Origin of the sequence: Bacillus sp. FJAT-27225, from assembly GCF_001685025.1 — a bacterium.
GTDB lineage: Bacteria > Bacillota > Bacilli > Bacillales > Cytobacillaceae > Bacillus_D.
Genome location: NZ_MAYU01000001.1, coordinates 736,790 through 756,586 on the forward strand (window position 1 = coordinate 736,790; position 19,797 = coordinate 756,586).

Sequence of the window (19,797 nt, forward strand, 5' to 3'; positions counted from 1 at the left end):
AGGCGGGCATCAATGACCGAAACGACTGAGAAACACAATTAAGGCGTTGATAGTTGTAGGGTACATAACGGCCCAACGACCGAGAAACTTAATTACAATCGCTTATAGTGATATATATTCCCATAAATTCACAAAAACGGAAGCAATCCGCTTCCGTTCTTTATATTTTTTCATATTCTCATTACTCCGCAAGTTCAACTACCGAAGCAACACCCTGTCCGCCGCCAATGCAAAGTGTCGCGAGGCCTTTCTTTGCGTTGCGCCTTCTCATTTCATGGATAAGTGTAACAAAGATTCTTGCACCACTTGCTCCGATTGGATGGCCAAGGGCAATGGCACCGCCGTTCACATTGACCTTGTTCATATCAAAGCCCAGTTCTTTTGCTACAGCAAGCGACTGTGCCGCAAAAGCTTCATTTGCTTCAATGAGGTCAATTGTTTCGATTGATTCACCTGCTTTTCTAAGCGCTTTCCTGACAGCCTCTACTGGGCCAATACCCATAATCGCTGGATCAACACCAGCACTGCCGTTCCCTTTCAATACAACAAGCGGCTTCACGCCAAGTTCTTCAGCTTTCTTTCTGCTCATCACAATCACTGCGGCAGCACCGTCATTAATCCCGGATGCGTTTCCGGCAGTGACACTGCCATCGGCCTTAAACGCTGCACGCAGTTTCGCGAGAGTTTCAGGGGACGTCCCTTTTTTCGGATATTCATCCGTATCAAATACAATTGGGTCGCCTTTGCGCTGCGGGATCGTTACCGGAACGATTTCGTCCTTGAACTTTCCTTCTTGAATTGCCCGGACCGCTTTTTCCTGGCTTGCGACTGCCAGCGCATCCTGGTCCTGCCTTGTGATTTCATATTTTTCGACGAGGTTTTCGGCTGTGATTCCCATATGATAATTGTTGAATGCATCCCAGAGCCCATCATAAATCATACTGTCGATTATTTTCTGGTCACCCATTCTGAAGCCTTCCCGCGCATTTTTCATTAGATATGGCGCCTGGCTCATGTTCTCCATTCCGCCAGCCACGACTACTTCCGCATCTCCTGCATAAATTGCCTGAGCTGCCAAATGTACTGCCTTCAAGCCCGATCCACATACTTTATTAATCGTCATCGAGGATGCCGCATTTGGAATGCCCGCTTTGATGGCTGCCTGGCGGGCGGGATTTTGTCCAAGTCCAGCCTGAAGGACATTCCCAAGAATGACCTCATCCACCTGGTCCGGCTGTATTCCTGCCTGTTCAAGTGCAGCTTTGATGACTGTTGCTCCCAGTTCTGTTGCCGGTACACTTTTCAAGCTTCCATTAAAGTTTCCAATCGCTGTCCTTGTTGCCGCAACAATGACAATTTCTTTATTCTCCATTTGTTTTCCCCTTTCGAAAGTGACTTTGACCCATTTTTACATACCCTATTTCATATTGGGTTATCCATAAAGTTGCACAAATCAAAATAGTCAAATTACAATGAAAGAAATATAACTAAAGGGGGAGCATGGCATGCAACTGCCAAACAAAGTAACGATTATTGAAGTTGGCCCAAGGGATGGCCTTCAAAATGAAAAGGGCTTTGTGCCAACGGAAGCAAAAATGGAATTCATCCATGCGCTTCGCCTGGCTGGAATTACCGAAATGGAGCTGACTTCGTTTGTATCACCAAAATGGGTGCCGCAAATGGCTGATGCAGCGGAAATTGTAGACGGATGCCTTGACAGCAATACACGTTCCATAGTCCTGGCCCCTAATAAGAAGGGAATTGACCGGGTTCAGGAAACAGGCATCAAGGCAGTCGCAGTCTTTGTTGGAGTCAGCAATACCTTCAATAAGAAGAACATTAACAAAACCACTGCAGAAAGCATGGAGGAATTGCGGCCTCTTATCGGCGAATTAAAAACGAACGGATTTTTTGTAAGGGCTTGCATCTCTACAGCCTGGCATTGCCCCTTCGAAGGTAAAATTGACGAAGACGACACAATTAAACTTTGCAGTGAATTTGCCAAAGCAGGCGTGGATGAACTGAGTGTAGCCGATACCATTGGCATGGCCGTGCCAAACGAAGCGTATTCACTTTTTAGAAAACTAAAGACAATGATGCCAAACATCCTTCTAACTGGCCATTTCCACGATACACGAAAACTTGCATTAGCGAACATACTTGCTTCCATGCAGGCTGGCATTGACCGTTTTGATGCTTCCGCAGGCGGCCTTGGCGGCTGCCCATTTGCTCCCGGTGCAACAGGAAATGTCGCAACCGAAGATGTTGTCTATATGCTGGAGAGAATGGGAATCGAGACAGGAATTTCATCGAAAAAAATTATAGAGGCTGTCGACATAGTCAAACCCCATCTAAGCCGGCCGATCGATAGTGTCATATACAAACTTCAAGCTTCATCTGGTGCATAAGCTCTCTGCCCGGAGCTCATCTTAATAATAAAGAGATGAAGGGAGATCTGACAATGAGCCAAAAGCGAGACAAAGGATATAGCCAAACGGGCGAGCCGACAGCAAAGGACATTAAGCCTCAAATAGCAAAAGAGGATTTGGATAAGGAACTTCATCCTACAAACCGGCAAAATGCCCCCAAATAAGTTTCCAACCACCGCCTGTTCAGGGCGGTATTCTTTTTTATCAGGATAATGGGTTTGAACCAGCTGCTAATGGTAAAATAATGTAGGGAATGCAATTTGTGGCCGGAGGGATTTTTTTGAGAAGAGCACTAAGGATTTTGTTGTCAATACTTGCTGCTATTACAGCAGTTGGAATCTATTTCACAAACCGGCTGATGTTTATGAAAAAGAAAGAGGATGAATTCATCCTGAAACGTGAACGTGAAGCAGGAAGAATCATTGATGAAGAATATGAGTCTCTGAATAAAAGGGATGTATCCATTCCCTCCCCTTTCGGCTATGACATTAAGGGTGTCTTGGCCGAGCCTCACGACACTGACTATTATATAATCATTAGCCACGGTGTGACTGAGAACAAGTTCAATTCCATCAAATACATGAACCTTTTTTTAGAGCGCGGCTTTAATGCACTGATTTTCGACCATCGCCGCCATGGCGAATCAGGGGGAAAAACAACGTCCTACGGCCATTATGAAAAATTCGACCTGAAAGCGGTTGTCGATTGGTTAAAAAACGAAAAGGGCAAGGAGATTAAACTAGGCATTCATGGCGAATCAATGGGCGCAGCGACAATGCTCCTGTATGCGGGGATGCTCGAGGATGGTGCTGACTTTTATATTGCCGATTGCCCGTTTTCTGATTTCCGTGAACAGCTTGCCTATCGTATTAAAGAGGAAGTCCATCTTCCAGCGGGCATACTCGTTCCACTGGCTGAACTTTTTCTTCGCTTCCGTGATAAATATTCACTGCGCGAAGTATCGCCAATCACGGTGATAGACAATATTAAGAATCCGGTTTTGTTCATTCACAGCTCAAAGGATGATTTCATCCTGCCTTCAATGACAGAGGCACTATATGAAAAAAAGAATGGCCCAAAAATGCTCTTTATGGCCGAAAACGGTGTCCATGCCCAATCATTCAACGAAAACCGCAAACAATATGAACAAGTAATTGACGAATTTCTATTGAGCATTGGAATCGTTCCAGCGCGTAAAACTGTGGCTTTGGTCAATAAGACATCAACTGCCCGGCAGTAGCATATGTATTTGAAAAACAGAATTGCTTTAACATTGGACTATGTTATTCGTTATTTAGACAGAGTTGATTGAAGCGGAAGGCGCGAAGACTCCTATGGGAGAAAAGGTCAGTGGGAGCCCATGGAAAGCGAAGCGCCTGGAGCGGAAATCAACAGACTTGATTAATAGTCTAAAACTATAGAAAAAGGGAAAAACCATTAGGAGGAATCGGAATGTCAAAAGTTCAAATTAAAGTAAACGATAACGGATCAATCAGGATCAGTGGAGATGTTGAATTGCTTGATGGCCAGGGGAATGCATATAAAACAAAACCAGCCTTTTCACTGTGCCGATGCGGGTTGTCATCAAACAAGCCATTTTGCGATGGAACACATAAGGGGAATTTTGAGTCACAGGTCCGTGTCCATGAAGAGAATTAATACGAACATTTGACTCGCCAATCGGCGGGTTTTTTTCTTTTTGTACATATTAGTATTGACATTATTATCCTGTTCTTTTATGCTATACTTAACTACTTTGCAAAGCAAGGTAGTTGTTTTTCAAACAGCTATCTTGTTTTACCATATACCTAAAGGCGGTATTCATTATGTCAATTCGAAGCCAGTTATTAAAAGGAATTTTGGACGGCTGCGTGCTCTCCATCATTTCGATTGAACCGGTATACGGCTATGAGCTGTCCCAAAAGCTTCGGGAAGAAGGGCTGATGGATGTAAGCGAAGGGACAATCTACCCGGTCTTGCTTCGCCTTCAAAAAAATGGGCTCATTGAGGGCAAGATGGAGCCTTCCCCAGCAGGGCCAAACCGGAAGTACTATCATTTAACGAAAGAGGGGCATGTTGCCCTCGCTCTTATCAAAGAGGAATGGGAGCAAATCGCACAGCCTGTAGGCAGGATTTTAATAAAAGGGAGCGGGATGGAATGAATGCGGAGCAATTAATTGAGCTGAATAATCAAAAACAAAAAGAACTTTCTCCGGAAAACGAAAAAATTTACTCGGATTTTCTCATTTATATCAGGCTGCAGCTTACCTTGTCTGAACAGCAAACAGAAGAGGTCCTGATGGAAATTCTTGACCACTTGCTTGAAGCACAGAAAGATGGGAAGTCTGCACGGGCACTCTTTGGGGATGACCCAAAGGGATTTGCCGATGAACTGATTGCTGATATCCCAAAGGAGAGCAAAAGAAATGCTGCCGGCTTCATCTCCTCTCTCATCCTTCAGCTGCTGAGCTATATGCTCGTTATTCATGGTTTTCTTGGTGGCCTGCTCTTAAATAATGGCGTTAATAGTCTTTTTCCATTAAAGGATATTCCTATTTTTCTTGGTTCTGTGATTGCAATCTTTTTTCTCATATGGTTATTTTTCAATCTTATTCAAAAAACGCTCTTTGTCGAAAATGTCTCTCATACTAAAAATATGATTGTCATTGGAGGTTCGGCCGCCGTTTTAATGGGACTTTATCTTGCGGCAGGCCGCTTTATTCCCGATTCTGGCCCGGCTATCGATTTTCCGTGGTACGTCTCTGTGATTATCGGCCTTCTCTCCTGGGGGATTTCCTACATGTTAAGGAATGGGCTTCTTGCAAAAAATGCGGCCAATTAATAAGGAAAGGACAGAAAAAGCGAATGCTTATCTGTCCTTTGTAAATTTATTGATTTCCTGAATCATGTATTCCATAAACTCTAGCGCATCCGTTCTCCTTTGGAACACGGACCTATAATAGGAAGGCTTAATCCCCTTCCTTAGTCTCAGCGATTCATGGAGAATTTTATGCCACCTCTTTGGCACTGACTTTAAGGCGTAATCACCCGCCTCTGCTTTCGATGCAATGTCTTTTTCCTTGAATGTATAAAACAAGCGGGTTACTCCCAATACGCCCCATTCAACTTCCTTCACACTGAAAAAGAGCCCGAAATAGCTGGCGGATGGAAATGTTTTGCTTCTTTTCATCCAATTCACCCAGTACGTATTCAGGTTGTTTTTCATCCTCGCCAGCAGAATATCCCAATCTACAGAAATGCAAAGCTCGGAAACATTCCTGCCCTTTATGGATACTCCGTATTCTGCTAGCTGATAGGCATCAATTGAATGTCTGCCATACTTCACTTCCCCGTGAAATTCTCCATCATTAAAACGCAAACAGTTCCATTCATCTTCATTTGATTCAATTTCGGCCTTTTGTACATAAAAGCCATCCAGTACTAAATCGGAATACTGTGTGTGGATGGATGCATGGATCTCCTTCAAAGATATAATTTCATCCTTAGTAGCTTCACGATTAATAACAGCAAAAAAGTCAATGTCACTTTGCCCCGGCGTAAAGGCATTCATGGAAATAGAGCCGGTGAGATAGTAAGAATCCAAAAACCCCTTCAGCCTTAAATCAATCAATTCCAGGTGTTCATGGACGACCCGTTTTACGTTGGGTGGAATGTCGCTAAATTCTTTTCTGAACTCACAGATTTTCAGGTTCTCTGCAACCTGTCGTTCCCCTGTTTTTTGGAACCCATGTTTTTCATAAAACTCGATTGCAGGCCCATTTCCTGATCCAGTCGATACAATGATTGAATCTGCATGTGGATTCTCTTTCTCAAGGTACGCTAGAAGCCGATTGGCGATGCCTTTCCGAAAGTGATCAGGATGGACCATCAATCGGTGGATATCTACCGTTTCGTTCATTAACTTAAATGAGATTGCCCCGCAAAGGCTGCCATTTTCATAGTAACCGTAAAATGTCTCACCACACTGGCGCAGTGCTTCAACCGAATCATTCAAAGGCGGAATTTCATAAAAATTGATTAGCTTTGCTTCTGCCATATAGGCTGGCAGCTGGATGCCGAGCACTTCTTGGGCATTTTGTTTATTCATAATATCAATTTCTTTAATCAAGGTAATCTCCTATTGGACAGCTGCCGCCTTGTTTTGTAAAAGAGAAAATTCTTCCTGAAGGATGGAATACACTTTTAAGTCCCGATGCTTCCCCTTGGTAAACATCGCCTTCCGGTTAATACCCTCAAAGCTCATCCCGGCCTTTTCCATCACCCTTGCCGAACCTATATTCTCAGCAAAGCATCTCGCCTGTATCCTGACAAGCTCCATCTGCTCGAAACCAAATTGCATAATCACTTTCGCAGCCTCTGTGCATATGCCTTTTCCCCAATACTGAGGTGCGATTACATAACCGATTTCCGCGCTGTTATGGGCTGGCTGCCACCAGACAAAATCTATCGTCCCAATCAGCCGGCCTGTTTCTTTGAGTTCTATTCCCCACGGAGCCACCTTTTTGTTGTGGTATTGATTGAGGACATATCCGATGAAAGTTTGTGTATCTTCGATGGTCCGGTGTGTATCCCACGTTACATACGCGGCGACTTCTTCCTTAGACCCGTAGGCAAATATGTCATCCGCATCTGCTGGCGTTATTTTTCTGAGGAGCAGTCTCTCTGTTTCGAGGACCGGCAAGTCCCCGTATACTTCTTCGATTTCCATACTCCATCCCCCTAGTCTGATTCTTTTCCATATGCTATCAAATTTTTCTGAATTTTCCTAGGGGTTTTTCTATTCATTATTGATTACTTTCCCTTTCCTTATATCAAGATTTCCTTCTCGTTCCCCATCATTTAGGTTGTAATGGACTATATATGTGCCTTCTCCCGGATAGTAGCCGATATCGTTTATTTCTATAGAGTGGCTTGGGTGCTTTTTCTGGAGGTGTTTTTCAGCAATTCTTTTACTATCTGCCCGGCCAATAGGATTTCCATATAAAAATAAGCCCCCTGCAAGCAATGCTAGGGAAACCAGCAACAATATACTCTTTGTTTTTAATTTCATCGCCTTCCCAACAATCTCCTTTAGTGTAATTTTACACTAAAAGAAGGGGAAGTGATACTCTTTTTCCAGCCTTTTTTATTGTTAAGCTCTGGTTTTATCCAATGAAGGCGGCCGGCTGTCAATCAGCCAGCCTTACATCAGCAATTGCTGTAATAGAAATGAGGTGCGCATCCCCGAAGGAATCGATAATGTGGAGTTTTTGGGTAAGTTCATCCCAATAATGGATGTGCCCAACGCAGATTTCATAATTGTGGCGGCGATAATGTGTAATCACGACAGCCTGATTGAATTCCATTGCTTCCCCGAGCACTTCGTTCATCAATTCGAGCTGCTGCTCATCTAGTTCGGTTTGTTGCTCATATGAATCTTCCTTCACCCAATCACGGAGTATCTTGACGTGCTCGGGGAGCATCATTGATGTCCATTTTATCCTGCCGCGGTCGCGAATCATGTTCATCCCTCTTTTCTGGTTGCTCAGCAAGAAGTTCCCGCTTAAAGCGTCTGTTAATGACTTTGTCACAAAATTCTTAGTTGTAAAGTCACTTAGTTGAGTGAATCCTGCTTTTCTTTATGATTTATGGCCCCCGAGCAGTGTTGCCCGGTGCTTAGCCGTTCCTGCAGACGTATAGGAGACAGCCCGCAGCAGCGCCCCGGAACCATACTTGTGGCGAATCCGATCAACCACATAGCCCAGATTCCTTCGTTTGCTGGCGCCCATGTCAAAAAGGCTCATCTGGAGTTCGGTATCATCAACGATATTCCCCAGTGTGATGTTAATTTGGCGGACCGTCTTGCCGGAGTAATTCTCGGAGAACAGTTCGAGGCAAACCTGGTATATATCCATGGTGACGTTGGTCGGCTCCGAAATCGTCCTGGCCCTGTGGAAACCTCCTCCGAATTCGTCCTTGCTGTAGCCGATGCCAAGCGTAACCGTCCTTCCTGCCTTCTGGTGCGTCCGGGCCCTGCGTGCAACCTCTTCGCACATTTCAAGAATGACATGCTTGATTTCCTCCTCATCCTTATAATCGCGAAGGAGGATTTGGCCTTTGCCAAAACTGATCTGTCCCTCCATGATTGGCGCCCCCATATCGGAAAGGTCGATACCCCAGGCATGGTAATACAGCTGATTGCCCATAACGCCGAATTTTTTCTCAAGCAGTTCAAGGTCATACCGGGCCAGCTGGCCGACAGTGAAGATTCCCATTCCGTTCAGTGTTTTTTCAACGCGTCTGCCGATGCCCCACATCTCTCGAAGAGGTGAAACGTTCCATAGTTTAGTTTTGACATCGTCGTAGGTCCACTCGGCAATCCCGTGCTGTTTCGCATCAAGGTCGAGGCAAAGCTTGGCCATGAGCATGTTCGGGCCAATGCCAATCGCGCACGGAAGCTGAAATTCGCGTTCGATGTCATCTTTGATTTTTCTCGCAATCGTCTTGGCATCCCCCCATAGCTTTGCAGCCCCGTCCACTTTAATGAAGCTCTCATCAACGCTGTAGACGTGAATTGCTTCTTTTGGAACGTAGCGATGGAAAACACGGGTGATTTCAGTAGAGATTCTCAGGAACAAACCCATTTTAGGTTCAACAACCAAGATTCTCGGATCATTTGGGATCTCAAATTTCCGTGAGCCCGTCTTTATTCCGAATTCCTTTTTTAAAAGTGGCGAAGCAGCAAGAACAACGCTCCCTTCCCGCTCTTTATCCCCGACTACAGCAAGGTAGCAGCTGAGCGGGTCGAGCCCTTCCATGACCGCTGCACAGCTGGCGTAAAAGCTTTTCATATCGACGCAAAGAATTTTATGCTGCGGCATTGTACTGTAATCAACCATACAATTTTACCTCCTCTCACCAAAACAAGAACATCCGTTCCGTACCATTATACCCATATATTAAGCGAATATGCGTTCGTATTCAATGGAAATTTTCCGGCATGTTGTATAAAAATAGGGTTCATTTCCATTTCGTCTCTCTCGGTGAGTGGGTTATACTTGTCAGAGAGGTGCTTCAAATGGAAGAAAAACTAGTTGTAAAAATGATTCAAAACTGCCTGAAGCAATATTATGCAAATGAGGAACAGCCTCTTGGCGAACGCGATATAGCACAATTGTGCGAACAAATTTATAGGCAAAAAGAAGCAGAGCCTGAGTCTCCTCTGCATCATATCGTCAACGATGTTGTGTATGAATTTTTAACAATTTAAATGGAAGGACGGAATGACATCAATGGGAACTAAGATAGAGTCTTTGTACAAGGAATTAATCGAGTCTTGGAATAGACGAGATGCTGAAGGAATGGCAAGGCTATTCGCAGAAGGTGGTACGATGATTGGTTTCGATGGAAGCCTTGTGATCGGCCCTCAAGAAGTGCTTTTACATACAAGGCCAATCTTTGAAAGCCATCCCACCTCTCCCTTCACCGTAAAAATAAAGGAAGTGAGAATGCTGGGAGACGACACAGCAATCCTCCGGGCAATTGCCGGAATGGTTCCGACCGGCGAAATGGATCTCAGACCTGAACTTAACGCCCATCAAACATTGGTAGCAAAAATGCATAAAGATCTATGGAAAATTGAGCTATTCCAGAATACACCGGCGCAGTTCCACGGACGCCCGGAGCTGGTCGAAGAAATGACTGAGGAATTAAGGCAAGCATAGAGGATCTTATACAAGGGGGAGAACATTTTGAAAATTGAAGAAGGTTTTGTGAATGTAACTGGCGGCAAAGTTTACTACCGCATTGTAAAAAGTGAAAATCCTGCCGTCCCATTGATGGTGCTCCATGGCGGACCGGGCTCTACAACGTATCCATTGCAAAGATTGGACGAGCTTGCAGAGGGGGCAAATGGGAGGACCATTGTGTATTATGACCAACTCGGAGCAGGACGGTCCCAGGGGCCAACAGATCAAACATTATGGAACCTCGACCGCTATGTTGAAGAACTTGGCCAGGTACGAGAGCAGCTTGGATTGGATAACGTACATATTCTTGGGCATTCATGGGGAACAACCTTACTTGCGGCATATATGCTTACTAAGCCTGAAGGTGTTAAAGCTGCGATTTTTTCAAGCCCCTGCCTTAGTGCACCGCAATGGGCAGAGGATCAGAAACCCTGTTAAAACAGCTTCCAAAAGAAACCCAGGAGGCAATCACACGCTGCGAGGCGGATGGCACTATAGACTCAGAAGAATATAAGCAGGCAATGGTTGTGTTCGCGAAAAATTTCGTTTGCAGAATTGATATAAGCAAGGAAGAGCGGGAGACTGTTTCAAGGCTTGGAAATCGTGAGGTATACAACCTAATGTGGGGACCTTCCGAGTTTTGTGTAACCGGCAATTTAAAGGAATTTGACTGTACCCCGAAACTGCATGAATTGGATGTACCTTCCCTTTTCCTTTGCGGCCGCTATGATGAGGCGACACCAGAATCGACCAGCTATTTCTCTAGCCTCGTCCCGGGAGCAAAGCTGCACATCTTTGAGGAAAGCGCCCATTCACCCTACCGGGAGCAGCCAGACGAATATCGGAAGGTTGTCAAAGATTTTCTTGCAAGTATAGAAAAATAGATGAAGAGGTGCTGGGATAGCCAGCGCCTTAATTTGCATGAGTATTTTTTCACGGAATTTTATGAAGGTATAATTGATTATTCGAGGTGGATAAATGAAATTCTACAAGCTTGCAGAAACATTTAAGACATTCGCAGAAAGAGAGTGCAATAATTCAAGCGAGTTGTACGAAAGCCTTTCGATGAAAATATCAGAAGACCCACATATTCTTGAGCTAAGTTCCTATGCCTCACCGGGACAGCCGGTTCCAAACCTGCTCTTTGGGGCAGTCCATTACCTTCTCCTGAAGGGAACAGACCATCCCCTGGCAAGGTTTTACGCCAGTATAAATACCAATCCACGATCTCCAGAGGCAGCATTCCTATCTTTTAAGGAATTTTGTTCTGTTCATCAGGAGCAGATCATTGAGCTTTTGCAGACAAAACTGGTCCAAACCAACGAAGTTAGAAGGTGCGGCTACCTTTTCCCTGCTTTCAGCCATATATACGAAATAACGCACAAACCCTTGGCACTGATCGAAATCGGAACGAGTGCCGGCTTTCAACTGCTCTGGGACCATTATTCTTATTCATATGGCACCGGAGAAGTTTACGGAAGCAGTGAGTCAGGAGTGTTCATTCAGTCAGAAATAAAGGGAAAGGGACAGCTATTATTTCCTGATAGCGCTCCCCCAGTCAAAGCCCGATATGGCGTAGACCTGCATATGAATGATATGGGAAACCAAGAAAACTCGCTATGGATGAAAGCACTGATTTGGCCGGAACATCATGACCGCAGGGCGTTATTTGAAAAAGCAGTGCATTGCATGAACAAGAATCAAGAAAAAATCACTTTCATTGAAGGTGACGGTGTAGAACTTCTTCCCAACATCGCCGGGAGGATACCGAAAGAGTTTACAGTAGTTGTCTTTCATACTCACGTCGCCAACCAGATACCTTATGATACGAAACTAAAACTGCTCGAAACAATAGAAACGATTGCAGTAGAGAGAGACATTTTTCATCTTTACAACAATATCAGGGATCACTATCTTCGTCTCGATTCCTTTGTTGATGGGGTCAACGACCATAAACTTGTCGCAGAAACGGATGGACATGGAAGATGGTTTGATTGGAGACTAGCATAAAGAAAAACACCACTCAGGTTATCTTTATCCCGAGTGGTGTTACATAAAGTTTATTTCTGATTAAATGCCTTTTTGCCAACCTTCTCGAACAGGCGTGGAAACAAGGTATAAAAAACGCTGCCCATATTCATCCAGCCTGGGAGATTGATTTCCCGGACAGGCGACTCCATCGCATCAACCACTTTACTGGCTACATATTCGGGCTTCAGCATCCAGCGCTTCACATTTTTCACATAGGTTCCGCTTTCGTCCGCAATGTTGAAAAAATTTGTTTCAATTGGCCCCGGGTTTACCGTTGTAACATGGACGTTAAAATCGGAAAGCTCCATCCGCAGACTGTTTGAATATCCGAGGACAGCGTGCTTTGTAGCTGAATAGACACTTGATTTCGGGGTAGCAATTTTGCCGGCCTGTGAAGCAATGTTAATGATATGACCCGACCGTTTCTTTCGCATGTTTTTCAAAACGGCACTTGTGCAGGCAATCAGGCCGATTACGTTAACATCAAACATAGCCTTGACTTCATCAAGTTCGGCTTCATGGGCGTGCCGGAACACGCCAAATCCGGCGTTATTTACGAGAATATCAATATCGCCCATTTGTTTATATACTAATTCGAACACTTCAATGACTTTATCGGTATCTGAAACGTCAAGCCGGTGGACAATTACCGTACTCTTGTAAGTCGTTTCCAGCTCTGCCTTTAGAGTCTCGAGTTTATCGGTACTTCTTGCGAGCAGCGCAAGGTTTGCGCCTCTCTTAGCCGCTTGTCTCGCTATTTCAGCCCCAATTCCTCCCGAGGCCCCGGTAATGACAACATTTTTCCCGGAAAGATTACCCATGTCCCTCACCCCGCTTGACTTCATAATAGGTAACATTCCCATTAACATAGGAATCAATTGCACCTAATGATCCTAAATAATCCAACTGGCCGACAGTTTCGGACATAGTCAAGCCAAGCTCTCGTTCAAATGCCTTTGGGAAAAGCTCACGGCATAGCTCGAAAACAGTTTTTGGGCCCTCATTGAGCATTCCTTTTACAAGAAGTGCTCTTTCATGCTGCCGGCCGAGCCTTCTGTCAATCAATTGCGGAAGTTTCCTTACTTCAGCTCCATGCCCTGTATACACTAAATCTATTGGATAATTCCTGAGTTTCGCAAGTGCAGCATTGTACTGGAGCTGGGGCTTCGGACGCTCTTCCCCCGGGGTAAGCGGAGGCTCAAGTAAAGGATTCGGGGATATATGGGCGAGAATATGGTCGCCCGCAAGCAATATTCCATCCTTTTCACAAAACAGTGAGATGTGGCTCTGTGCGTGGCCGGGAGTTTCAATTACCCGCCATTCCGCGAGGCCCGGTAGCTCGTCTCCTTCAGAAAGTATCCCTGTCAATCCCCGCCGGCAAGAGTATTTTAATGACTTTTTTAGCTGGCCGGCCAATCGCAAATACTGCTGAGGAATCCCAAAATCGGTAAAAAGCCCGATAAAAAATCGATCGTGCTCTGCCAGAAATTCTTCAGTCCGATTAATCCATCTTTCATTCAAGTAGTGTCCATAGACCTCAAGTGATTTTGGAAAAAAATCAAGAAGCCCGGCATGATCCGGGTGATCGTGTGTGAGGACAACTTGTTCAATATCCTCTGGAGAAACACCTAGGCCTGCCAATTGGGCTTTCAGAGCTTCCCACGCTTCATTCGTTTTCGGACCGGCGTCTACAAGTGTGAGCCTGTCCCCTTTTATTAAATAAACATTTACGTCACCCACCGCAAACGGTGTCGGCAGCGTAATTTTTGCTAGATTCCCTTTCCACTCTGCCATTAAAAAGTCCCTCACAACATTATTTTCCTATATTATACGATTAGTTTACCGATTCAGGAAAACCTTGTCATTATTTTCGCCTCTCAATTGGCTGAATATATTATCAAGCATCAATTTTTCTATAATAGATTAGCTTTGTTATACTAAATTAGTAAAAAGATGTAAGGGAGGCTACATTCTATTGACAGCGAAACTTTTCACTCCGTTTACAGTAAAAGGAGTAACATTGAAAAACAGAATCGTGATGGCACCAATGTGCATGTATTCATGTGAAAAAGAGGATGGTATCGTAACAGACTGGCACCGGACCCACTATACAAGCAGAGCTGTCGGTCAAGTCGGCTTAATTGTAATTGAGGCAACAGCAGTTCAGCCGCAGGGAAGGATTTCACCAAATGACCTGGGAATCTGGAGCGATGACCATGTAGAAGGTCTTAAAGAGCTGACTTCCCTTGCGAAAGCTCATGGGGCGGCAATGGGAATCCAGCTTGCCCACGCAGGCAGAAAGGCAGTCCTTGAAGGAGACATATACGCGCCATCAGCGCTTCCATTCAATGAAAAACATAAAACACCGAAAGAAATGACAAAGGAAGATATCAAGGAAACAATTGAGGCCTTTAAAAAAGGAGCAGAGCGGGCCAAGCAGGCAGGATTTGACGTAATCGAGCTGCACGCTGCCCACGGCTACTTGATTAATGAATTCCTTTCTCCCCTTACCAATAAACGCGAAGATGAATATAGCGGAACAGTTGAAAACCGATACCGTTTCCTGCGTGAGGTCATCGAGGCAGTCAATACGGTTTGGGATGGCCCTCTGTTTGTCAGAATATCCGCGCATGATTACCGGGAAGAAGGAATGACTCCTGAAGATTATCTCCCGATGGCGAAATGGATGAAGGAACAGGGAGTTGACTTGATTGACACAAGCTCCGGCGGTGTCGCTCCGGCTCATATTAATGTGTACCCCGGCTATCAGGTTCGTTTCTCGGAAACGATCCGAAATGGGGCTGAAATTGCCACAGGAGCAGTCGGCTTGATTACAACCGGAAAACAGGCTGAAGAAATTCTTCAGAATGAACGTGCCGACCTAATTTTCATAGCACGGGAATTGCTCCGCGATCCATACTGGCCAAGAACCGCGGCAAAGGAACTCGGTGTTGAAATCGGAATGCCGAAGCAATATGAGCGGGGCTGGAAATAGTAAATAGTCTAAAAACAGCGGCAAGGTCCAAGGATAAGTTTGTAGAAAGCTAAACTATTTAACACGAGAACAAATTTACTCTGACCAGAATTAAAGGCGCCTTCCTTTCCGGTAACGGGTTCGGATTAGGAGTACAAAAACTCATTTAGAGCATCAATTTCGGTCCAAATCGCATATGATTTGGACCTCTTATTATTGTTGATATAATAAGCTTTTTTACATTTTGACGTGACAATTAGCACTGAAATTAGCACGCTTTTTAACAGGATGACAACAGCTAATGTCATACGCCTGAAACGTATGCCAAAATAAGTGCCAATTTGATTACTAATTATATTTCGAATATCAAGCTTAAAGCAACTTATGTCAAAACGACCTGAAAAAGGTTGTTTTTTATTTAGGAAATACACTTTTATGATAGTATGAGAATAGGAATTTTCTTACAAAGGGGAACGAATATGAATATCAGTCGAACAAACGATTTTGAATTAGTGGCTAAATTGAATAAATATGTTCACGATTTACACGCAAATTTATACCCTGAGTATTTCAAAGAATATAATTTTGAGGAAATTAAGTCTTTCTTTCAAAAGATTATTGATAAAGAGGAGTTCTATTTCCTTCTGTTGGAGGACGATGACCAATCTTTAGGTTATGCTTGGATTGAGTTAAGAAATTATCCCGATAATGCCTTTAAAAAATCATATAAATCGGTATATGTGCATCAAATAAGTATCGCAGAGAGCCAAAGAAAAAAAGGATACGGTTCTGAATTGATGAACGAAATTACGGATATTGCAAAAGAAAACGGCATTAATAGGATTGAATTAGACTATTGGTTCAATAACGAAATAGCAAAGAACTTTTATAAGAAGAATGAATTTGTGAAATATCGAGAATTTGTTTACAAAGACATTGCATTCTAATGCTAAATGGTAAATAAAAGAGGTGCGAATTGCACCTCTTTTTTATTGCTAATTAAAGTTTTGTACTTCAAAACCGAACCCGTTACTACCCGGACGGCGCCTTTTTTCGTTACGAATGAAGGATGCTTTCAGGTTCAACATCGGTTTTATTTTTAAGATAACGCCCGAACCGGCCTAGTCCAGCAGCTACTGCGGAAAGGATTACGTTAAAAACAACTGCGAAAAGAATGTTGACATTAAACAAATAACCCCCAACGATGCCAAATAGTGCGCTGCCAGCTAAAATAAACAAAATATGTATTGCAGGAAAGAAATAACAGATCAATCCGCTTCCGATGAGGACAATCGACCCCATAATCATACAATATACACCAATGATGATAAGTGCTTCCATGCTCATTCCCCCTGGAGAAAAGTATTCTTAAAGTACTACTACCCTACTTAAAAATAATTATTCCGAAAAAATTGGCAATAAGAAAAAAAGACTAAACACGAGCATTTTGATAAAAATAAATACATTCAAGCACCATTGAAGGGAGCGCTCATACCGTGGAATTCCCTATCGTATACACAAACGTTTGGGATGCCGTCATAGCGGTTCCGGCAGTTATGATATTCACACAAATTGTGAAGCTTTATTTCAGGATACCAAAGTCTTTTGTCCCGACAATTGCACTTGTAACCGGTCTGGCATTATCCATTCTAGTTACCCATACCCATAGTTTTTGGTCAGCTGTTTTTATGGGATGGTTCTATGGATATGCCGCGATTGGCAGTTATTCGTCCTTAAAAACTTCGTGGAAAGCCTATCGAGGGAAATAGCTTTATTGCCCCAAAAAAGAACCCGGCTTTTCCGAATGGATGCCGGGCATTGATTCTATGGCAGCGGGATATGGATTTCTTTAAAATCCTCTGCAATCTCTGTATTTGCAAAATAACGTTGCGTCTCGTTTAGGAGCTCCTGGGACGCCAACCGGTCATAGCGTGAGCTGATATGCGTAATGCAAAGCTTCTTTGCATTGGCACGTAATGCCACTTCTGCGGCTTGTGCGGTTGTGGAATGGAAATACTCGCGAGCCATTGATTCTTCCCCAGCTGCATAGGTTGCCTCATGGATAAGCAAATCTGCATGTTCAGCCAGTTTTACTGCATTTTCACAGCGGCGGGTATCACCGAGAATTGTTACAACCCTTCCTTTCTGAGACGGTCCGACAAATTCATTGGGATCCAAAACCGTTCCATCGGCTAATAAGGTTCGCTCCCCAGCTTTAATTTTTTTATAAATAGGGCCAGGAGGAATTCCAGCAGCCGAAAGTTTATCAGCAAGTAATGTACCCGGACGGTCCGCTTCAATAATCCGATAGCCATATGAAGCAATGCCGTGGTCCAAAAGACGCGCTTCAACCCTAAACTGGCCATCATCAAAAACAATTCCCTCTTCCAGCTCTGTAATTTTCAGACGATATTTCAGGTATGTACCGCTAATAGACAGACTGGTGCGAATAAACGCATCTATTCCCTTTGGCCCAATTACCTCAACCTCGGATTCACCACCCTGAAAAGAGCGGCTTGACAACAAACCTGGGAGTCCATATATATGGTCACCATGTAAATGGGTAATAAAAATTTTTTCGATTCGCCTTGGTTTAAGGGACGTATGAAGAATTTGGTGCTGTGTCGCTTCCCCACAATCAAACAGCCAAACTGTACCGCGTTCCTCCAAAAGCTTAAGGGCCATTGAGGTAACATTTCTTAACTTTGCAGGAAGGCCTGCGCCTGTTCCAAGAAACAACAAATCCATACTAACAACCTCTCTTTAAAAACCGTCCACAAAATAATTTAAAATTTACTCTACTATACCATAATCACGGGCTATCGCCCTAGCATGCTTCAAGAGAATACAGCTTTTTTAGATTGTTACATGGATTGCGTTATATTTGCGAAATCTAACATAAAGGGATAAACTTAGATATTTGAAAAGACTTAGCTGCCAACATGGAAATTTTTCACGAAAAGGAGTCCTTATCCTTGGTACAAACAAAAGAACAAGCATCATTGATTATAATATTCGGGGCAACTGGAGACCTTGCAAAACGGAAGCTCTTCCCTTCTCTTTACAGGCTTTTCAAAAAAGGGCGGCTCTCTGAGAGGTTCGCAGTAATTGGCGTAGCGAGAAGACCGTTGACGGAAGGACAATTCCAGGAAAATGTAAAGAATTCTGTCCGCGAAGCATTGGAGGCAGACGGCCAACTTGACGAATTTGCGTCCCATTTTACATACCATTCCCATGATGTAACTGATTCAGGTTCCTATGCAGTTTTGAGGCAAATCGGAGAAGATCTTGACCAAAAGTATGGACTTATGGGAAATAGAATTTTTTATTTGGCGATGGCACCTGAGTTCTTCGGACCAATTGCTCTTCATCTTAAATCAGACGGCCTGACAGATACAGCGGGTTTTAAGCGGCTCGTGATCGAAAAGCCATTCGGCCATGATTTAAAATCGGCAATAGAACTTAACGAACAAATCCGGACTGCTTTCGATGAGGATGAAATCTACAGAATTGACCATTATTTAGGCAAGCAGATGGTCCAAAACATCGAAGTCATCAGGTTCGCAAACGCAATGTTTGAACCACTCTGGAACAACCGCTATATTTCCAACATCCAAATTACATCGAGTGAAACTCTCGGTGTTGAGGAGCGCGGGCGTTATTATGAAACAAGCGGCGCGTTAAGGGATATGGTCCAGAACCATATGCTGCAAATGGTTGCGCTGCTGGCAATGGAGCCGCCAATTAAGCTTACAACAGACGAAATTCGTTCAGAAAAGATTCGTGTTTTTCGGTCACTACGGACAATTGAGGGCGAAGAAGTACATGATTACTTCGTCCGCGGCCAGTACGGCGCTGGTATAATCAACGATGTGGAAGTTCCGGCCTATCGTGATGAACCGATGGTGGACAAACAATCCAATACCGAAACGTATGTTGCCGGCAAAGTGATGATCGATAACTTCCGCTGGGCGGGAGTCCCATTTTACATCCGCACCGGAAAAAGGCTTGGCGCCAAATCGACAAAGATTGTTGTCCAATTTAAAGACATTCCGATGAATCTGTATTATCAGCCGAATAAGCCCCTAAGTCCGAATTTGCTTGTCATCCACATTCAGCCTGAGGAAGGCATTACCCTTCACCTAAATGCCAAAAAAGCAGGCCAGGGCATGGATGCAACAGAAGTAAAATTAAGTTTTTCAAATAACGGGGTAAACGAAATCAACACTCCGGAAGCATACGAGCTGCTTCTATATGATTGCCTGCGGGGAGATGCCACAAACTTTACACACTGGGATGAAGTTGCACTCTCCTGGGCTTTTGTTGATAAAATTTCGGAGGCTTGGGAAAAGACTCGTGATGAAAGCTTCCCGAATTATGAAGCTGGCTCAAGGGGGCCAAAAGCTGCCGAGGAGCTGCTTGAAAAGGACGGATTCTCCTGGTGGCGGGTCCGGGATTTGAAAGTTGAGAAATGTTAAGAACCGGGGATAGTTGATGTGGTTGCAGCACCATTGGAACTGGTCCTCGCCGGCGCGGTATCTTGCTTCTTGAATGCGTAGCATATTAATTTTAAAATCAAAATCCTCTCGATACGAAAAAAGAAAGATGCCGCCCT

At 44.1% G+C, this 19,797-nt stretch carries 25 protein-coding genes; 15 read left to right on the top strand and 10 right to left on the bottom strand.

The annotated features are described in order from the left end of the window. Positions 1-181 precede the first annotated feature (181 nt). On the bottom strand, positions 182-1,372 hold the full coding sequence (locus A8F94_RS03795) for an acetyl-CoA C-acetyltransferase (protein ID WP_066195816.1): 1,191 nt from the start codon (positions 1,370-1,372) through the stop codon (positions 182-184). Positions 1,373-1,505: 133 nt separating this feature from the next. Here A8F94_RS03795 and A8F94_RS03800 point away from each other — a divergent pair, with 133 nt between their 5' ends. The 6 genes from A8F94_RS03800 to A8F94_RS03820 all read left to right on the top strand — a co-directional run bounded on the left by A8F94_RS03800 (position 1,506) and on the right by A8F94_RS03820 (position 5,271). After that, positions 1,506-2,408 (top strand): hydroxymethylglutaryl-CoA lyase, encoded by a 903-nt coding sequence (locus A8F94_RS03800; protein WP_066195818.1) that lies wholly within the window; start codon positions 1,506-1,508, stop codon positions 2,406-2,408. A gap of 53 nt (positions 2,409-2,461) precedes the next feature. Further along, complete coding sequence (locus A8F94_RS26315) at positions 2,462-2,593, top strand: hypothetical protein (RefSeq protein WP_302621287.1); 132 nt, start codon at positions 2,462-2,464, stop codon at positions 2,591-2,593. Between the two features lie 116 nt (positions 2,594-2,709). Continuing rightward, positions 2,710-3,669: an alpha/beta hydrolase gene (locus A8F94_RS03805; RefSeq protein ID WP_066197236.1), complete on the top strand. Its 960-nt coding sequence runs from the start codon at positions 2,710-2,712 to the stop codon at positions 3,667-3,669. Positions 3,670-3,881: 212 nt separating this feature from the next. Next, positions 3,882-4,088: a CDGSH iron-sulfur domain-containing protein gene (locus A8F94_RS03810; RefSeq protein WP_066195824.1), complete on the top strand. Its 207-nt coding sequence runs from the start codon at positions 3,882-3,884 to the stop codon at positions 4,086-4,088. Between the two features lie 167 nt (positions 4,089-4,255). Further along, on the top strand, positions 4,256-4,591 hold the full coding sequence (locus A8F94_RS03815; protein WP_066195825.1) for a PadR family transcriptional regulator: 336 nt from the start codon (positions 4,256-4,258) through the stop codon (positions 4,589-4,591). Continuing rightward, positions 4,588-5,271, top strand: coding sequence for a DUF1129 family protein (locus A8F94_RS03820; RefSeq protein ID WP_066195828.1), 684 nt, complete (start codon positions 4,588-4,590; stop codon positions 5,269-5,271). Before A8F94_RS03815 ends, A8F94_RS03820 begins: the two co-directional genes overlap by 4 nt. Before the next feature lie 27 nt (positions 5,272-5,298). Here the strand turns inward: A8F94_RS03820 and A8F94_RS26470 are convergent, their stop codons facing one another. The 5 genes from A8F94_RS26470 to A8F94_RS03845 form a co-directional block, all read right to left on the bottom strand. Then, positions 5,299-6,558 carry a GNAT family N-acetyltransferase gene (locus A8F94_RS26470; protein ID WP_077247540.1) on the bottom strand — a complete coding sequence of 420 codons (1,260 nt, stop codon included), beginning with the start codon at positions 6,556-6,558 and terminating at the stop codon, positions 5,299-5,301. A 9-nt stretch (positions 6,559-6,567) separates the two neighbouring features. Then, a complete protein-coding gene (locus tag A8F94_RS03830) occupies positions 6,568-7,158 on the bottom strand; it encodes a GNAT family N-acetyltransferase (RefSeq protein ID WP_066195834.1) in 591 nt (196 codons plus the stop codon). Positions 7,159-7,227: 69 nt separating this feature from the next. Further along, positions 7,228-7,500, bottom strand: coding sequence for a YfjL-like protein (locus A8F94_RS03835; RefSeq protein WP_066195836.1), 273 nt, complete (start codon positions 7,498-7,500; stop codon positions 7,228-7,230). Between the two features lie 118 nt (positions 7,501-7,618). Further along, on the bottom strand, positions 7,619-7,951 hold the full coding sequence (locus tag A8F94_RS03840; protein WP_066195837.1) for a YolD-like family protein: 333 nt from the start codon (positions 7,949-7,951) through the stop codon (positions 7,619-7,621). 117 nt (positions 7,952-8,068) lie between these two features. Beyond that, positions 8,069-9,328, bottom strand: coding sequence for a Y-family DNA polymerase (locus A8F94_RS03845; protein ID WP_066195838.1), 1,260 nt, complete (start codon positions 9,326-9,328; stop codon positions 8,069-8,071). A 179-nt stretch (positions 9,329-9,507) separates the two neighbouring features. On the opposite strand from A8F94_RS03845, the gene A8F94_RS03850 reads away from it, so the two are divergent. The 5 genes from A8F94_RS03850 to A8F94_RS03865 all read left to right on the top strand — a co-directional run bounded on the left by A8F94_RS03850 (position 9,508) and on the right by A8F94_RS03865 (position 12,187). Continuing rightward, positions 9,508-9,699 (top strand): YqzH family protein, encoded by a 192-nt coding sequence (locus tag A8F94_RS03850; protein ID WP_066195840.1) that lies wholly within the window; start codon positions 9,508-9,510, stop codon positions 9,697-9,699. A gap of 22 nt (positions 9,700-9,721) precedes the next feature. Next, on the top strand, positions 9,722-10,153 hold the full coding sequence (locus A8F94_RS03855; protein WP_066197241.1) for an SgcJ/EcaC family oxidoreductase: 432 nt from the start codon (positions 9,722-9,724) through the stop codon (positions 10,151-10,153). Positions 10,154-10,180: 27 nt separating this feature from the next. Continuing rightward, positions 10,181-10,615, top strand: a complete 435-nt coding sequence (locus tag A8F94_RS26475) for an alpha/beta fold hydrolase (protein WP_368072768.1) — start codon at positions 10,181-10,183, stop codon at positions 10,613-10,615. Further along, positions 10,588-11,061 carry a hypothetical protein gene (locus A8F94_RS26480; RefSeq protein WP_368072769.1) on the top strand — a complete coding sequence of 158 codons (474 nt, stop codon included), beginning with the start codon at positions 10,588-10,590 and terminating at the stop codon, positions 11,059-11,061. The genes A8F94_RS26475 and A8F94_RS26480 overlap by 28 nt, the downstream gene beginning before the upstream one ends. A 94-nt stretch (positions 11,062-11,155) precedes the next feature. Further along, entirely contained in the window at positions 11,156-12,187 is a 1,032-nt protein-coding gene (locus A8F94_RS03865) for a DUF2332 domain-containing protein (RefSeq protein WP_066195843.1), read from the top strand. 50 nt (positions 12,188-12,237) lie between these two features. On the opposite strand, the gene A8F94_RS03870 is transcribed toward A8F94_RS03865, so the two are convergent. Further along, positions 12,238-13,029, bottom strand: a complete 792-nt coding sequence (locus A8F94_RS03870; protein WP_066195845.1) for an SDR family NAD(P)-dependent oxidoreductase — start codon at positions 13,027-13,029, stop codon at positions 12,238-12,240. Beyond that, positions 13,022-14,002, bottom strand: coding sequence for an MBL fold metallo-hydrolase (locus A8F94_RS03875; RefSeq protein ID WP_066197243.1), 981 nt, complete (start codon positions 14,000-14,002; stop codon positions 13,022-13,024). The genes A8F94_RS03870 and A8F94_RS03875 overlap by 8 nt, the downstream gene beginning before the upstream one ends. A gap of 181 nt (positions 14,003-14,183) precedes the next feature. On the opposite strand from A8F94_RS03875, the gene namA reads away from it, so the two are divergent. Together namA and A8F94_RS03885 are read left to right on the top strand one after the other, a co-directional pair. Continuing rightward, positions 14,184-15,203 carry an NADPH dehydrogenase NamA gene (namA, locus tag A8F94_RS03880; protein ID WP_066195847.1) on the top strand — a complete coding sequence of 340 codons (1,020 nt, stop codon included), beginning with the start codon at positions 14,184-14,186 and terminating at the stop codon, positions 15,201-15,203. Between the two features lie 458 nt (positions 15,204-15,661). After that, positions 15,662-16,129, top strand: coding sequence for a GNAT family N-acetyltransferase (locus tag A8F94_RS03885; protein ID WP_066195850.1), 468 nt, complete (start codon positions 15,662-15,664; stop codon positions 16,127-16,129). A 109-nt stretch (positions 16,130-16,238) separates the two neighbouring features. On the opposite strand, the gene A8F94_RS03890 is transcribed toward A8F94_RS03885, so the two are convergent. Next, positions 16,239-16,523, bottom strand: coding sequence for a hypothetical protein (locus A8F94_RS03890; protein WP_066195853.1), 285 nt, complete (start codon positions 16,521-16,523; stop codon positions 16,239-16,241). Between the two features lie 155 nt (positions 16,524-16,678). On the opposite strand from A8F94_RS03890, the gene A8F94_RS03895 reads away from it, so the two are divergent. Continuing rightward, entirely contained in the window at positions 16,679-16,951 is a 273-nt protein-coding gene (locus A8F94_RS03895; protein ID WP_066195857.1) for a hypothetical protein, read from the top strand. A 55-nt stretch (positions 16,952-17,006) separates the two neighbouring features. On the opposite strand, the gene rnz is transcribed toward A8F94_RS03895, so the two are convergent. Continuing rightward, positions 17,007-17,930: a ribonuclease Z gene (rnz, locus tag A8F94_RS03900; protein ID WP_066195862.1), complete on the bottom strand. Its 924-nt coding sequence runs from the start codon at positions 17,928-17,930 to the stop codon at positions 17,007-17,009. 227 nt (positions 17,931-18,157) lie between these two features. On the opposite strand from rnz, the gene zwf reads away from it, so the two are divergent. Further along, positions 18,158-19,660: a glucose-6-phosphate dehydrogenase gene (gene zwf / locus A8F94_RS03905; RefSeq protein WP_066195865.1), complete on the top strand. Its 1,503-nt coding sequence runs from the start codon at positions 18,158-18,160 to the stop codon at positions 19,658-19,660. The last annotated feature ends 137 nt before the right edge of the window (positions 19,661-19,797 follow it).